12 protein-coding genes are annotated in these 15,429 nt (G+C 70.0%); 6 read left to right on the forward strand and 6 right to left on the reverse strand.

Annotation, left to right across the window (positions count from 1 at the left end):
• The first annotated feature begins 129 nt into the window (after window positions 1-129).
• From IF01_RS0113660 to IF01_RS43875, 6 genes are all read left to right on the forward strand, one after another.
• Window positions 130-852 carry a hypothetical protein gene (locus IF01_RS0113660; RefSeq protein WP_157855219.1) on the forward strand — a complete coding sequence of 241 codons (723 nt, stop codon included), beginning with the start codon at window positions 130-132 and terminating at the stop codon, window positions 850-852.
• Window positions 853-1,058: 206 nt separating this feature from the next.
• The gene (locus tag IF01_RS0113665) at window positions 1,059-1,532 is read left to right on the forward strand and encodes a hypothetical protein (protein WP_051755298.1); all 474 of its coding nucleotides are present in this window, start codon (window positions 1,059-1,061) and stop codon (window positions 1,530-1,532) included.
• A 149-nt stretch (window positions 1,533-1,681) separates the two neighbouring features.
• On the forward strand, window positions 1,682-2,401 hold the full coding sequence (locus IF01_RS0113670) for a hypothetical protein (RefSeq protein ID WP_030393640.1): 720 nt from the start codon (window positions 1,682-1,684) through the stop codon (window positions 2,399-2,401).
• Between the two features lie 500 nt (window positions 2,402-2,901).
• Window positions 2,902-4,176: a chymotrypsin family serine protease gene (locus IF01_RS48220; protein ID WP_157855220.1), complete on the forward strand. Its 1,275-nt coding sequence runs from the start codon at window positions 2,902-2,904 to the stop codon at window positions 4,174-4,176.
• A 37-nt stretch (window positions 4,177-4,213) separates the two neighbouring features.
• Window positions 4,214-4,828, forward strand: a complete 615-nt coding sequence (locus tag IF01_RS48225; protein WP_157855221.1) for a hypothetical protein — start codon at window positions 4,214-4,216, stop codon at window positions 4,826-4,828.
• Window positions 4,829-4,958: 130 nt separating this feature from the next.
• Window positions 4,959-6,254 (forward strand): hypothetical protein, encoded by a 1,296-nt coding sequence (locus IF01_RS43875; protein WP_051755300.1) that lies wholly within the window; start codon window positions 4,959-4,961, stop codon window positions 6,252-6,254.
• On the opposite strand, the gene IF01_RS0113690 is transcribed toward IF01_RS43875, so the two are convergent.
• From IF01_RS0113690 to IF01_RS43880, 6 genes are all read right to left on the reverse strand, one after another.
• A complete protein-coding gene (locus IF01_RS0113690) occupies window positions 6,227-7,447 on the reverse strand; it encodes a glycosyltransferase (RefSeq protein WP_030393644.1) in 1,221 nt (406 codons plus the stop codon). The two genes, IF01_RS43875 and IF01_RS0113690, sit on opposite strands and share 28 nt — an antisense overlap.
• 419 nt (window positions 7,448-7,866) lie before the next feature.
• On the reverse strand, window positions 7,867-8,571 hold the full coding sequence (locus IF01_RS0113700) for a 4'-phosphopantetheinyl transferase family protein (RefSeq protein ID WP_037779741.1): 705 nt from the start codon (window positions 8,569-8,571) through the stop codon (window positions 7,867-7,869).
• Window positions 8,572-8,666: 95 nt separating this feature from the next.
• Entirely contained in the window at window positions 8,667-9,152 is a 486-nt protein-coding gene (locus IF01_RS0113705; protein ID WP_051740464.1) for a nuclear transport factor 2 family protein, read from the reverse strand.
• A 57-nt stretch (window positions 9,153-9,209) separates the two neighbouring features.
• Window positions 9,210-11,372 carry an MMPL family transporter gene (locus tag IF01_RS0113710; RefSeq protein WP_078879933.1) on the reverse strand — a complete coding sequence of 721 codons (2,163 nt, stop codon included), beginning with the start codon at window positions 11,370-11,372 and terminating at the stop codon, window positions 9,210-9,212.
• Window positions 11,369-12,802: a flavin-containing monooxygenase gene (locus tag IF01_RS0113715; protein WP_208624311.1), complete on the reverse strand. Its 1,434-nt coding sequence runs from the start codon at window positions 12,800-12,802 to the stop codon at window positions 11,369-11,371. Before IF01_RS0113715 ends, IF01_RS0113710 begins: the two co-directional genes overlap by 4 nt.
• Window positions 12,803-12,886: 84 nt before the next feature.
• Window positions 12,887-15,427 carry a KR domain-containing protein gene (locus IF01_RS43880; protein ID WP_051755306.1) on the reverse strand — a complete coding sequence of 847 codons (2,541 nt, stop codon included), beginning with the start codon at window positions 15,425-15,427 and terminating at the stop codon, window positions 12,887-12,889.
• Between the last annotated feature and the right edge of the window lie 2 nt (window positions 15,428-15,429).

Below are 15,429 nucleotides of genomic sequence, written 5' to 3' on the forward strand. Positions count from 1 at the left end.
GCCGTTCGCCACACCCTGGCGCACCCCACAACAACCCTGCCAGCATCGCCATCGGCGCGCACAGGAAGTGCGCGAATCGTTCACTGCGACTACACCAATGTGGCCGCAGTGCACCGAGGGGATCCCGCAATGGCAATCAAGACCTTACGGAACCGCATCCCGCACCTGTTGACAGCCGTACTCCTGATCCTGGGGCTGATGACCGCCGCAACCGCCCAGGCGCAGGCCGCTCCGCAGCAGCTGGGCGGCAGCGCGGTCGTCTGCTCCAACTCTCCGATTCCGACCGGCTGGGTCATCAACAGCGTCTCCACCAGCAGCAGTTGCGGCTCCGGACGCGCCTACACCATCAGCGACACCGCCGGCCTGAACTACACCACGGTGTGCTCGTTCTCCCCCGTCCCCGCCGGCTGGGTGATCAACAACGCCTTCACCACCAGCAACTGCGGAGGCGCCACCTACGCCCACAACATCAGCAACACCGCCAACATCAACTACACCACGGTGTGCTCGTTCTCGCCCATCCCCACCGGCTGGGTCGTCAACAGCGGCTTCACCACCAGCGACTGCGGCGGCAACACCTACGGCTTCAACATCAGCAGCACCGCCAACGTCAGCTACACCACCGCCTGCTCCTTCTCCCCCATCCCCACCGGCTGGGTCACCACCAGCGCCTCCACCACCAGCAACTGCGCGGGGGCCACCTACCTGTACAACATCGTCAACACCGCCGGCCTCAGCTACACCGTCGCCTGCCCCTTCTCCACCATCCCCACCGGCTGGGTCATCACCAGCACCTTCAGCACCAGCAACTGCGCCGGCAACGGCTACGCGTACAACATCCGCAGGGCCTGACACCCCCGCCCCAACGGCCCCCGCGCGCGACCCGAGCGCGGGGGCCACCCTTTGCACTTCCGGTGAGGGGAGTGCTCCCACCGCACCCTGGTGCCGTCTTCACAACTCTGACACCATCTCAGCCGCGACAGACAGGCAGTGAGCGAATGGTTCGCCGCGGCTGCATCCGCGCAGCCGGGGGCCACCAAGAGAATCTGAGGCCGACCTTGACGACCTTCCGGACCCGCGTCCCGCACCTGATCACGGCCGTACTGCTGCTCCTGGGGCTGATGACCGCCGCATCCACCCAGGCGCAGGCCAACCCGCAGCGGCTCACCGCCGGCACGACCATATGTTCCAACTCGCCCATTCCGGCGGGGTGGGTCGTCACAGGCTCCTACCGCAACAACGGTTGCGCGGGTGCCGGTTACATCTACACGATCCTCGACACCAGCAACCTGACCAACGTCACGGTCTGCTCCAACTCCCCCATCCCCACCAACTGGGTGATCACGGGCTCCTACACCACCAGCACCTGCGAGGGGTTCGGCTACGCCTACACCCTCGCCAAGATCACCACCCAGACCACCACCACGGTCTGCTCCTTCTCCCCCATCCCCGCCGGCTGGGTCGTGACGGGCTCCTACGGCACCGGGACCTGCGCGGGCAGCAACATCGCCTACACCATCCGCAGGCTCTGACGGACCCTCGGAGAGTGTTCCCACTGCACCCTGGTGCCACATCAGCATCTCTGACACCATCTCAGCCGCGACGAACAGGCAGTGAGCGAATGGTTCGTCTCGGTTGCGTCAGCGCAGCCGTGGAACGTCGAGAGGACCCCGAGGCAGACATGAAGACCGCGCGGAAGCACGTCCCCCACCTGATAACGGCCGTACTGATGCTCCTGGGGCTGATGACCGCCGCGAGCGCGCCGGCTCAGGCCGCCACGCAGCAGGTCACCGCCAGCGCGAGCATCTGTTCCAACAACCCCATCCCGGCCGGGTGGGTCATCACCTGGTCGTACAGCACCAACGCCTGTCCGGGCACCGGCGTCGGCTACAACATCACCGATTCGAACGGTGCGACCAGCCTCAGCGTGTGCTCCATGTCGCCGATCCCGCCGAACTGGGTCATCACCTGGTCCTACAGCACCAACAGCTGCATCGGCACGGGCGTCGGCTACAACATCGCCAATGTCACCAACTCCACCAGCGCCAGTGTCTGCTCCATGACGCCCATTCCGCCGAACTGGGTGGTGACCTGGTCCTACAGCACCAACTCCTGCGTCGGCACCGGCGTCGGCTACAACATCGCCAACGTCACCAACTCCACCAGCGCCAGCGTCTGCTCCTTCACCCCGATGCCGCCCAACTGGGTCGTCACCTGGTCCTACAGCACCAACAGCTGCGTCGGCACCGGCGTCGGCTACAACATCGCCAAGATCACCACCCAGACCACCGCCTCCGTGTGCTCCTTCTCCCCCCTCCCGGCGGGCTGGATCGTCACGGGCTCCTACAGCACCAACAGCTGCTACGGCAGCGGCACCGGCTACTACATCCGCAAGGCCTGACCGCAGGCGGCCCCGTGCCGAGGCTCACCCCGACCGTGGCCGCGGCAACCTCTTACTCAGTGCCCCTCGCTCGACCCGAGCGAGGGGCACGCTCATGCCAGCACGCGCGCGCCAGGTTCACTGCACCCCAAAAGGTCTTCTGTTACCAATCAGGAATTTTCCGCCGGATTCCGCACCTACCCGCACAACCTTCAAGGAGGCCCGATACGCCCCAATTCACATCGACCAGCAATATCTCGCGAACCTCATCTTAGTCCCCATTGCCACGAAGTCGATATTAATCCGACAAAAGAACCATGTCGACTCCCCGCGATCACTCGCATACACCAGAGCTCCAGAATTAACCGACGGATCATCTCGAAAGGGGCAAATCAAAGGCCAGAATCAGCATCTCAGTGGCCCCACAGTAAACGATCTGCCAGAATTCCCTCGGGGGCTGTCGCACGGCTGATACCAACTCACTCCACGGCGTGCGGCGCAAATTCGATCAAGGGGGCTCCATGATTCGACGCGCAATAATTGCTATTGCAGCAACGGCACTGACGGCCGCAGTAACCACAGGGATTTCACCGGCCACCGAACCTGATCTCACGGACCAGCAGTTCGCGCACCTGGATCCCGCCCGGCAGACAAAGATCCTCGAACCGCTTCGAGCAGTAGCAAACGCGCTGGGAGACCAGGGTCGATCGACCCACTCCGGCATCTATGGGTCACTCACCATCGATGCCCCCAAAGGGCACGTCGTGCTTTATGTGACGGATATCTCAAAAGCGAACCGCCTCATCGCTGATGCCAAGAAGTCCTCACCCTCAATCGACACGTCGGTGATCAGGCTCGCGAAAGCGAACTACTCCCGAAAGGACCTCGCCGAAGCGCGGGACCAGGTCATGGCGGACTCCGAGTCACAGAAACTTCTGTACTCGGTCCGCTCCGTGTCATTGAACCCCGACTCCAGCGGCCTCAAGGTTGTCACGGACAAGGTCAACGCCGCCACTGCCGTCGCAAAGTCCGAGGCCATGCAATACCGGACCGCCACAGGGGCTCGTATCCCCATCTCCTTTGAAGCAGGCGAAGCGCTGGAGAGCCTTGAATGGCGCTGGAACGATGAGCAGCCATTCATCGCCGGAGACTACGTGGGAGTCAACGGCCATCAATGCACGACGGGAGCCGTCGCAGGCATAGGAACCGGCGACTTCATCCTCACCGCTGCTCACTGCTTCCCCGATGGCTGGGAGGTCTACGGAAACGCCTATCCGTATCACGACCTGGCGCATCAATGGACAGGCAATCGCATCGGAACCGTTACCAACGTCTCTCCCCAATGGGACATGGAAGCGATCTACACAGGGACCAGAGGAGGAATCGGGGCAACATCCGACGAAGCGGACAACGTCCCGGGCCAGTGGTACCGGGTGGAAGGTGTTGCCTACAGTTACAACGGCGATTGGGTGTGCCAGAACGGCATTACGTCCTACTATTCCGGCCATGGTGTGCCGTGCGGCATCAAGGTCACCAACGATGACACCAGCTGGAGGACAAGCAACCCCTACTGGTGGGACGGTTTGCAGCACACCTCCCGCGGAGTCTGTGGGCACGCCGACAACTGGGCCGCTGATCACGGAGACAGTGGCGCTCTGGTGTTCGCCTTCAGTGGTGGTACTCGCCAGGCCCGAGGAAGTGTCTCGGCCGGCTCGGACACCAAGAACGTTTGCTGGACCGAAATCAAGGACTACTTCAGGGAAGTCGGGCTGAGCCTTTCCCCCTACCATGCTTGAATGAGCCCGAATCAGTCGGCAGAACGGATGAGTTGACGTGAAATGGCAACGCTCGGCGGCCGCTTCGTCGGCAGGGCTGCTCATGAGCCTCCTGCTCAGCTCATGCGGTAGTGGATCATTGTCGAGTGCCAGCGACGGGGTTCCCGAGTCTCCCCAGGCACCGATCGATCCCATTACGTACTCCGCCCTGCAAAACCTGGAGTCGGCACTGGGCGAACAGGGACGGGCGGAGTTCAAGGACACCTTTGGCGCGCTCCAACTCGACCCGGCCGGACGACACGTGATCCTGTTCGCGACCGACGAGGGCCGGGCACGTTCCCTTGTCGAAGCGGCCTCGAAGAAGCACCCAGGCATCGAGACCTCCTACACTGCGATCCGGAAGTGCCAGTACTCCCGAGGCATCGTCGACCCCGCGATCAAACTGATCGGAGAAGCGGCGGAGTCAAACAAACTCCCAGCCCCCGTCTACTCCGCCGCCATGTTCCCGGACGGCTCCGGCATCAAGATCGCTACCACCAAGGCGGGCACCACCTCGAAGGACCTGAAGGACGCCGTCGCCAAGCTGGTCGGCGACGTCCGCGTCTCCTACGAGGAGAGCCTCCCGATCCACAACCTTGACGCCACCGCCACGATGGGCGCCCCGATGAAGTGACCGGGCCAACGCTGCGGCCGGAGTGGGAAGTCGAACCCGCCGACTTCCCACTCCGGCCGTCATGCCCGCCACCTCTGATATCACTGGGAGCCAGGCACACCAGCACAGCACCACAGAACGGACCGGCCCCATGGACGACGGGACCACCCGCATACCCGGCGGCTACTGGGACCCGCTGCCCACTGCCCGGCGGCTGCTCGTCAAGCACCCGTCCCTCGACCACTTCGGCGGGCTCTGGGCGGAGCGCAACTGGCGCAACGTCCCCGGGCCGTTCTACGGGGCGGACACCGACGGCATGCAGATGGGGCGGGACGGCGCGCCGTTCCACATCGCGTACGACGACGAGTTCGGGCCGCTGGACGGTCGGGAGTTCGTCTACCGCCAGCCGACCGACGCCGCACAGACCAAGGACCTCCTCAGCGGCTGCTTCTTCGGTCACGGCGGCTTCGCGATGGAAGGCGACGAGCACTGGACCGACGCATCCGTGCGCGAGTGGTGGCAGGAACGCGGGCGGGTGCGCGAGTGGGCGGTCACGACCTCCGAACGCTGGTCGCAGGTCCGCGGCCAGTACCGGAAGCACTACCGGGACGCCGCACAGGGGCTGCGCGACTACCTGTTGCACCTCGACGGCGGCCTGGACACGTACCTCCGTGGCTACCTCTTCCACCTCGCGGAGGGCCGCTCGCCACTCCCCGGCGAAGCACGCCCCGAACTGCTCCGCTCCCGCAGACCCGCCCCTCCCCGCACGGCGGACCCCGTCCTCGCGGGCTACTTCGTCGCCGCGCCGGAACCCCTGAACGGCACCGGGATGCCCCGCACCGAGCAGTTGACCACCGCCTCCGACTGCCTGACCGACCAGCTCTGGCAGGACGGCAGCTGGTTCACCACCCCCGCCGAGGCCCTGGCCGCCTGCGGCATGATCGACGTCCCCGCCGACGCCCGGCTCTTCGCCCTGCTCGTCCCCGGCGACCACGTCGACGCCTTCGTCACCGACATCCGCGAGGCGGAGACCCACGAACCGGTCCTGCTCGCCCACCTCGACGGCCCCGACCCCACCCCAGAGCCGGCCGAGGGCGGCCACGCCCTGGGCTGGGAGGTGCTCGGCTACGACCAGGGCATCCTGCACACCTGGCTCTGCAACGACCTCCACGACGACGCCGTCCGCGAGCTCGGCATCACCACCGACAACCGCGGACTGCTCCCCGACCGCACCACCGCAGACCGCCTCGCCACCTGGGCCAACGCCCGCGACGACACCAAACCGGTCACCTGGTTCCCGGCCACCCTGCTCACCTGGGACAGCCCCATCGAGACCACCTTCGTCCCCGTCGTCACAGCGCAGCCGACCCCCGCCCCGCCCCCTGGTGGCAACGCCTCGCCGATCTCTTCTGAGCCCGGTCAGCCCGCCGCGACCGAGTCGAGGTGAGCGAGGACCGCCGCCGCGCCGTCCTCGGTGGCGATGGCGTGGGCGAGTTCGGTGGCGCGGCGGTGGTAGGACGGCTCGGTGAGGGCGTCCGTGATCGCGCTGGCGAGGGCTTCGGCGGTGAGGTCCGCGAACGGCAGGGAGCGGGGCGCGACTCCCAGTTCGCACAGCCGGGCCGCCCAGAACGGCTGGTCGGCCATGACCGGAACGGGCACAGCGGGCACGCCGGCCCGCAGGGCGGCGGCCGTGGTGCCTGCCCCGGCGTGATGGACGACGGCGGCGGTGCGCGGGAACAGCCAGTCGTGCGGGACGTCGCCGACGGCCAGGACGTCGCCGCCGAAGCCGTACAGCCCGGCCCACCCGGCCTGCACCACCGCCCGCACACCGGCCCGCCGCACGGCCCCGGCCACCAGCTCGCCGAGCCGCTCGCCCTCCCCCACCGCCATGCTGCCGAAGCCGATGAACACCGGGGGCGGCCCGGCCTGGAGGAAGTCGACCAGTTCGGCCGGCGGCTGCCAGCCCTCCGGCCGGGCGGACCACCAGTAGCCGGAGGCGTCGACCCAGGACGGCCAGTCCGCGGGGCGCGGCAGCACCGACGGGCTGAAGCCGTGGAAGACCGGCCGCACGCCCGACGGCACCGAGGGCACTGACGGCTCCTCGGCGGGGAGCCCGAAGTGCGACCGCAACCGGGTCGCGGCGCCCGAGAAGACCCCCTCCGCCCGCCGCACCACGTCCCGGCCGGCGGCGAGCCTGCCCTCCGGCCCGTCGAGGTCGCCGCGCGCGTTCGGCAGCGCGAACTCCCCGGTGGGGACTGACGGTACGAGGTAGGTACCGATCACCGGAATGCCGAGGGCATCCCCCGCCACCCGGGCCAGCGGCGCCGGGCCGAAGGCCGTGAGCAGTACATCGACGCCGCCCTCCACGGCCTGCGCGACCCCGTCGGCGAGCCCGTCCGCGTACGCCCGCGTCAGCGCCTGGACCTCTTCCCGCGACCCCGCCCGGCCCCAGTCCCGGATCAGCCCCTGCGGATCCCCCGGCACCGCCCGGAACCCCAGCCCGCACCCCCCGATGAGCGCCTCGAACGCCGAATGCGCGGCCACCGAAACCTCGAGCCCCGCCTCCTGCAACCTCCGCCCCAGCCCCGTGAAGGGCGCGACGTCTCCTCGTGAACCGGCGGTGATGATCAGAGCACGCATGCGCCCGATTCTCCCCCGCCACCAAGATCCCCGTCACCGAACCCCGTTGACGGAGTGGGAAGTCGGACTCGCCGACTTCCCACTCCGCCCACGTATCAGGGACAGGAGACGTTGACGGTCACCTCATGCGTGGCGGACACGCTGCTGCCCCCAGTTGCCGAGGACGTCCTTCATATGGACGCCGTAGTAGGACCACAGCTTCCAGGCCCCGGTCTGGCACGCGTAACGGCTGCCCTCACTGGCCGTGCTGTTCTTGCCGGAGGCCTCGAGGCACACGGCGTCCTTGGTCTCGGTGCCGTCGGGGAGGGTGATCTTGTAGTAGCCGGGCTCCCAGATGCGGCAGCCGTTCGACGGGTCCTGACAGCCGATGCCGAGGACCCCCTCGGCCCGGGCGCGGGCCCCGCGGGGCCCGCGCGCCGTCAGCCCAGGGTGTGACGCAGCCGGTACTCCGCCGACGCGCCGCCCCCGGCCAGCGCCACGGCGGCGGCGTGCCGGGGCCCGGCCGGTACATCGGTGACGGCCCAGCCGGCCGGACGGCGTGCGGGCTCGGCGGTGCCGAGGTAGTCGGCGGCGGGCGGGCGCCCGAGTCCGATGCCGAGTCCCTTCAGGTACGCCTCCTTGCGGGTCCACAGCCGGGCGAACGAGCCGGGACGGTCCGCCGGCCGGACGTCCGCGAGTTCGGCCTGCTCGGCCGGGTGCAGCGTCGTGGCGAGCACCTCCACGCTGTCGGCCGCGGGCAGCGGCTCCACGTCCACGCCGACGGGGGCGGCGGCCAGGCCGATCAGCACCCGGCCGCCGCCGTGGGAGAGCGAGAAGTGCGGGTCCCCGGCAGCGGCCCCGGCCGGGCCGCCGGCCAACCGCGGCCGCCCGTGCGGTTCGGCGCAGCCGGGGCACGGCTCCCGGCCGAAGGCCAGCGCCGCCGGGGCGAGCCCCAGCCGCCGGCCGAGCACCTGCCGCAGCGCGACGTGCGCGGCCAGGTAGACCGCCCGGTCGGCGTCCCGGACGAAGCGCCCGGCCCGCCGGTGCTCCTCCTCGTCGAGGCCGTCCAGCTCGGCCGGTCCCACCGGTACGGCGGCGGCTTCGAGCAGCCACAGCTCGACCGTCCCCGGATCCTGCGCGTTCATCTGTCCCCCTTCACCCGCACCGACCCCCAACGGCGGAGAACGACGACGGGCGGCCCGGTGTCACCGGACCGCCCGCGTCGGCGTACCCGCGCGCGTCACCTGCCGACGCGCGCCTCGCGGAACGGGCCGGGGTTGCCGACCGGCGTGGCGACGGCCTCGCCGACGCCCTGCTCGCCCAGCTTGTCCAGCACCGACTCCAGCAGTTCGGTGTCGCAGTAGATGTGGAGCTCGGTGATCTTGCCCCACTTGATCCGGACCACGTGCACGCCCTGGTTCGAGTAGCGGTTGCCCTCGCGGTCGGTCAGGTGGTCGACCCACTCGGCGAAGGCCACGGTGTCCCAGGGCCAGCCCTTGGCGACGACCTTCTTCAGCTCGAAGCGCAGGTCGGGCATGACCTCCGCCAGCCGGTCGTACCACCGCTGGATCTGCTCGGCGGTGTCGCGCCCGCCCGACAACGCGTGCGCACCGGAGAACCAGTGCTCCGCGTCGGGCGTGAACTGCCGCACGATGGCAGCGTAGTTGCCGCGGTTGACGTCGGCGAACGAATTGCGGAGATTGCGCCGGACGATGGCGTGGTACACGTTTCCACCTCTGGTCGTAGACAGGCCGGTCGATAGTGGTGACGGTGCGTCAAAACCTTACGACTTCTCGACGGCCAGCGGCGGCGCCCCGCCCTCGCGGAGCCCGAATCGTTCGTACAGCCACCGGAGCGGCGCCGGGGCCCACCAGTTCCACTGGCCGAGCAGACGCATCAACGAGGGCACCAGCAAAGCCCGGACGATGGTGGCGTCCAGCAGCACGCCCAGCGCGGTGCCGAGCCCGAGTTCCTTGATGAACACGATCTCGGAGGTGGCGAGCGCGCCCAGGGCGACGCAGAACAGCACCGCGGCCGCGGTGACGACCCGGCCGGTGCGGCCCAGGCCCTGGGCGACCGACTCGGCCTCGCCGACCCCGGCGTCCCTGGCCTCCTTGATCCGGGCGAGCAGGAACACGCCGTAGTCGGTGGAGAGTCCGAAGACCATCGCGAACAGCAGCACCGGCTGGGTGGCGTCCAGCGCGTTCTGCGCCTCGGTGCCGAACAGCCCGGCGCCGTGGCCCCATTGGAAGACGAAGACCAGGATGCCGAAGGTCGCGGCGAGGGTGAGCAGGTTCATCAGCACGGCCTTGAGCGGCAGCACCAGCGAGCCGGTCATCAGCAGCAGCACCAGCATGCTGGTGAGGAAGACGATCAGCGCGGCGGCCGGGAGCCGGCCGGTGAGGCTGTCCTGCAGGTCGACGAAGGTGGCGGTCTGCCCGCCGACCAGGACCTCGTCCGGGCCGGAGAGCGCCCGGACGTCCTTGACCAGGGTCTGGCTCTCCCCGCTGAGGCCGGGCTCGCGGGGGGTGACCTGGAGCAGCCAGGTGTCCGCGTTCAGCGCCACGGCCGGGGTGACGGCGGCCGCGCCGGGCAGGGCCGCGATCCGGTCACGCAGCGCGTCCACCCGGGGCTGCGCGCCCGCCGTGTCGCCGCCGGCCGCGACCACGACCTGCACGGACTCCAGCGGGTCGGCCGGGAAGTCGGCACGCAGGGTGTCGGCGACCGAGCGGCTGCTCGTACTGGTGGGCAGCGAAGCGGGACCGACGGTGGTGAAGGCGACCTTCAGGAACGGCAGTCCGAGCAGCACCAGCAGCGCGCCGGCGCCGATCGCGACCAGCGGGGCCCGCCGCATGACCCCGCGGGCCAGCGCGAACCAGCCGCCCTCGGTGTTCTCCGGCGCCTCCAGCGAGCGGCGGAACCGGGCCGGGGCCAGGAAGTCGATGTGCCGGCCGAGCAGTCGCAGCATCGCGGGCAGCACCAGCAGCGCGACCAGCAGCGCCGAGGCGGAGACCAGCAGACCGCCGACCGCCATCGAGTAGAGGAAGCGCTGGCGGAAGACGAACAGCGAGGCCATCGCGGCGCTCACGGTGAGCGAGCTGAACAGGATGGTGCGGCCCGCGGTGTGCAGGGTGACCCGGATCGCCCGGTCGATGTCGGGCTCGACCGTCATCTCGCTGCGGAAGCGGGAGACGATCAGCAGGCTGTAGTCGATCGCGAGGCCGAGGCCGAGCGCGGTGACCAGGTTGAGCGAGAAGATCGACATCGGGGTGAACTGGTCGACCACCCGCAGGCCGAACAGGGTCAGGACGACGTTCAGGCCGCCGATGACCAGCGGCAGCGCGGAGGCCACCAGACTGCGGAAGATCCACAGCGAGAGCAGGAACAGCACCGGGAAGGCCAGGAGTTCGGCCCGCTCCAGGTCGTGCTGGACGGTGCTGACGACCTGGTTGCCGACCACCTCGCTGCCGCCGAGCTTGACCGCGGCGTCGCCGTCGAGCCGGTCGGACAGCCGGTCGACGGCGTCCTGGTAGTGGTCCTCCGCGCTGTCCTTGAGTCGGCCGACCACGATCGTCCGCCGCCCGTCCTCGGAGACCAGGTTCTTGTCCTGGGTCCGGTAGTACGTCAGGACGTCGGCGAAGGTCGGGTCCCCGGTCATCAGTCCGGCGACCTTGTCGACCTCCTCCCGGGTGCGGGGGTCGTCCACCGGGGCACCGGTGTCGACCAGGGCGATGATGCCGCCGTCGCTCTGGATGCCGGTGGCCGCGCCGATCCGGTCGTCCGCCCGGACGCTGCCCGACCCCGGGGTGACGAAGTCCGGGTTGCCGCCGGTCAGCGATGTGACGACGGGCGCGCCGATGAAGGCCGCCACCGCGGCCACCACCACGGCGCACAGCACCATCACCCGGGCATGCCGGTTCGCCAGCCGTGCGATCAGGTCCATCATGCGTGGCTCCTCAGCCGGGTCGCCGCCGGCGCGTTGGCCTGCTCCGCGGGGCCGGTGCCGCCGGCGCCGGGTGCGGTGCCCCGGTTGCGCGCGGCGGGCGACGGGTCGGCGTTCATCCGGCGGACCAGCTTGCGCAGCATGGCCCGGTAGGAGAAGTGCTCGACCTGGAGCCAGTGCCGCTCGGAGTCGTAGTACTGGATGCCGCCGTTCAGCTCGGCCCCCGCCATCGGCGTGGCCTTGGCCTGCTTGAACCAGGACGCCCGCCGCGGGTCGGTGCGCAGCAGGTGCAGGTAGCGGGCCATGAGCTGGGACTGGTAATCCATGATCGGCCAGTTGCCGGTGGAAGTCTGGAAGTAACCGATGACAAAAAGGTTGTCGTACTCGGGGTGGAACGCGCTGAGGTGCAATTGCGGAGTGCGCCCGTTCCAGTTCAAGTACTTGCGGTCGATGAACGGGAACTCGGTCATCCGGTAACCGGTGGCGTAGACGATCACGTCGTACGCCTCCTCGCTCCCGTCGCTGAACTTCACCCGGTCCCCCCGGAGTTCGGCGATGTCCGGCTTCGCCCCGATATCACCGTGCCCCAAGTGGTAGAGGAGCGTCGAATTGATGACGAAATGCTCCTCGAGCAACTTGTGCGACGGCTTGGGCAGTCCGTACTGCTCCGGCCGTCCGGCACTGTTGAGCCGCAGGAAGAGACTACCGAAGAAGCGCACCACCGGCCGGGGCATGCGCCATTTCAGGACGTTCTCGTAGAGCACGTCGGTCGGCATTCCGAACAGGTACTTCGGCCAGTAGTAGCAGCCCCGGCGGATGCTCAGCGAGGTCGACGCGGCGTTCTGCGAGGACTCCACCGCGATGTCGCAGCCGGAGGTGCCGCCGCCGACCACCAGCACCCGCTTGCCGCGCAGCGGCTCGGGGTTGCGGTACTCGCAGGAGTGCATGATCTCCCCGTCGAACGTGCCCGGGTATTCCGGGTACCGGGGGCTCCAGTTGTGGCCGTTGGCGATCACCACCCCGGCGTAGCGGCGGACTTCGCCCCCGTCGAGGGTGACGAACCAGTCCGGCGAGCCGTCCCGGCGCTCGATCGACTCCACCGTGCGGCTGAACTCGACGTGTTCGTACACCCCGAAGTGCTCGGCGTAGGCGCGCAGATAGGCGTGCGCGTGCTCCCGGCCGAGGTAGGTCGGGAAGTGCGCCGGGATCGGGAAGTCGTCGTACTGGATGTAGGGCTTGGACGTGATCAGGTGCACCGAGTCGTAGGCGGCGCTGTAGGTGTTGCCGCCGTACCAGTTGCCGCCCACGTCGTCGGCGCGCTCGATCACGTCGAACTCGATGCCGAACTCCCGCAGGTTCTTGCCGGCGGACAGACCACCTGCCCCGGCGCCCACGACGCAATAGGCCTTCGACCGGTCAACGATCGTGGTCAACGGATCCCCCTGGTGGTGTCGTGCCGTGCCCCGGGGCACGGTGATTCGGTCGGTACCGGACGGTCGGGCTACGACCGTCCGGTGTCAGTGGTGGCGCAGGCCGGTCACCCGGAGCACCACCGGGCACGGTTCGAAGAGTTCGAGCGGGTGGTAGCCGGTCCAGTCGCGGCCGTCGGGGGTGCCGACCAGCAGGACGGTGCCCTCCCCGGCCGACGGCGCGACGGACAGCCGCTCCACCGTGAGCCGCCGGACCTGCCCGGCCGCACTCGCCGAGCCCACCGCACCCGCCGAGCCCGCCCGCGGCGCCTGGGCCAGCCAGGCGGCCCGCAGCAGGTTCTCCAACTGGTTCAGCGGAAGGGCCGAGCCGGGCGCCGGCGAGGCGAGCAGCAGATCCGCCGTCCGCCCCGGCTCCGCACGCCCGTACAGCCGGCCGCCCACCGCGTCCCGCTGCCAGGCGGCCAGCCGGAAGGCGTGCCCGCTCCAGCCGAGCACGCCGCCCGGCGCGGGCGGTGCCACGTCCTCCGCGCCCAGCGCCCCGGTCGGCGGCAGCACCGCCTGCTCCGGCGGCAACTCCCCGGCCCGGTAGACCAGTTCGGTGGTGGCAAGCCGCCGCCCCGCGCGCTCCAGGGTGACCGCGACCAGCCAGTCGCCGTCCGGCGCCCAGCGGCCCTCGGCGTGCCGGGTCAGCACCGCCGTCCGCCGCCCGGGGCCGACCCGCAGCTCCGCCAGGTCCACGTCCAGGTCCCGGAGTTCGGCGAACCGCAGCTGGTCCCCGTTCTCCGGCAGCACCCAGTCACCGGCCGCCCGCAGGTACTCCAGGCAGAGCGAGACCGGCAGCGCCGGCTCGCCGCCGACCCGGAAGTCGTCGCAGCACGGCAACTCACCGGCCGTCAGCGGGTGTTCCGTGGTCAGCGCGGCGTACGGCCGGAAGTCCAGCGGCTCGCCCAGGTAGTAGCGGCTCGCGGCGAGCCGCTCGATCCCGGGCAGACCGGTGTCCTGCTGGTAGCCGCGCAGCACGGACGGCAGCATCGCCGGACCGACGTCGCCGATGAACGTCGACTCGCCGCTGCCGCCGGAGAACAGCTCCCGCTTCCAGTGGTACAGGCCCTCGCGGACGTCCACCGCCGACATGTAGCGCAGCGTGGCCTCGTAGTTGGTGATCATCCCGAGGCGTTCCCAGGTCGGCCAGCAGACCGTGGAGACCGGCGTCCGCCGGACCCGGCCCGACTGCTCGCCGTCCTGCGAGGCCCACAGCCCGAGCCGGCTCAGCGCCTCGTTGGCGGCCCCGTAGTCGAGCTGGCCGACCATGCCGCCCCAGCGGCCGGTCAGCGAGCCGACGCTGCAGAAGAACGCCAGCGGCGGCCGGTCCGCCACCGCCCGCAGCAGGTTGAGGAAGCCCCCGACCTTGACCCGGACGACCAGCGAGACGATCTGCTCGGTCTTGCCCGGCAGCCGCACCGGCACGTCCACGCCCGCGTTGTGGACGACGCCGGCCAGCCGGTCGCCGGCCTCGTCGACCAGCCGGGCGACCTGCTCGGGATCGGTGATGTCGCACTGCACGTAGTCGATCCGCAGACCGTCCTCGCGGGCCGAGACGAGGTTCGCCCACAGCTCGCGCTCCTGGGCCAGCTTCTCCAGCTCGCCGCGGACCTGCGGCACCCGGCGCGCGGCCACGGCCTCCCGCAGCCGCTCGTCCCGGTACCGCCGGAACTCCCGCTCGTCGAACGCCAGCGCCGGGACGGCGGCCGGGTCGGGCACCGCGCCACGGCCGCTGACCACCACCCGCGCGCCGAACTCCTCGGCGAGCGAACGGGCCAGCGCGTAGCCGATGCCGCGACCGCCGCCGGACATCACCACCGTGTCGCCGGGCCGCAGCGCGCGGACCGGCGGGGCGGGCTGGGCGTGCCGGGCCCGCAGGCTGTAGCGGCGGCCGCCGTGGTGGCCGATCTCGAACGCGCCCCAGCGGTACAGCTCCCGGCTCACCAGCTCGCCGATCTCCTCCGCCGAGTGCTCGGCGGTGAGGTCGAGGATCCTGATGTTGCAGTTCGGGACCTCCCGCGGCAGGCCCTTGGCGAGCCCCGCCCACAGGCCGCCGAGCGGCTGCTCGACCCGGTCCGCGCCGAAGCCCATCCGGCCGCCCAGCCAGGTGACCGGCAGGTAGAACAGCCGCACCGCGTCGGTCTCGGTGATCCAGTCCGCGAAGCAGGCCTGGAGCATCGCGACCGTCTGCCGGAACGGTGCCTCCCAGCCGTCCGGGCCGCTGCGGTCGAAGGGCTCCTCGAGGTTGAGGTCGACGATCCCGTCGATCCGCCCGGCCGCGGCGAACAGGGCCGCCGCGGCCTCGGCGAAGCCGCCCCGCTGCCCCTCGGCGGGCGGGGCGAGCCGGTGCACCGCCGCCCCGGCCGCGGTGAGCGCCGCGGCGACCGCGGCGGCGGTGGCCTCCCGGCCACCGACCACCGCGATCGAGCGCCCGCGCAGCCCGGGGGCGGCGCCCGGCGGGAGCGCGGCGGTCTCCACCGGCTCCCACACGTGGCGCCGCACGGGGCGCACCGATCCGTCCTGCGGGTAGTCCACCACCGGCGGGGCGAGGGCCTCCGCGAGGGTGATCGGTTCCTTGAGTGTCATCG

Source organism: Kitasatospora purpeofusca (genome assembly GCF_000718025.1).
Taxonomy (GTDB): domain Bacteria; phylum Actinomycetota; class Actinomycetes; order Streptomycetales; family Streptomycetaceae; genus Kitasatospora; species Kitasatospora purpeofusca.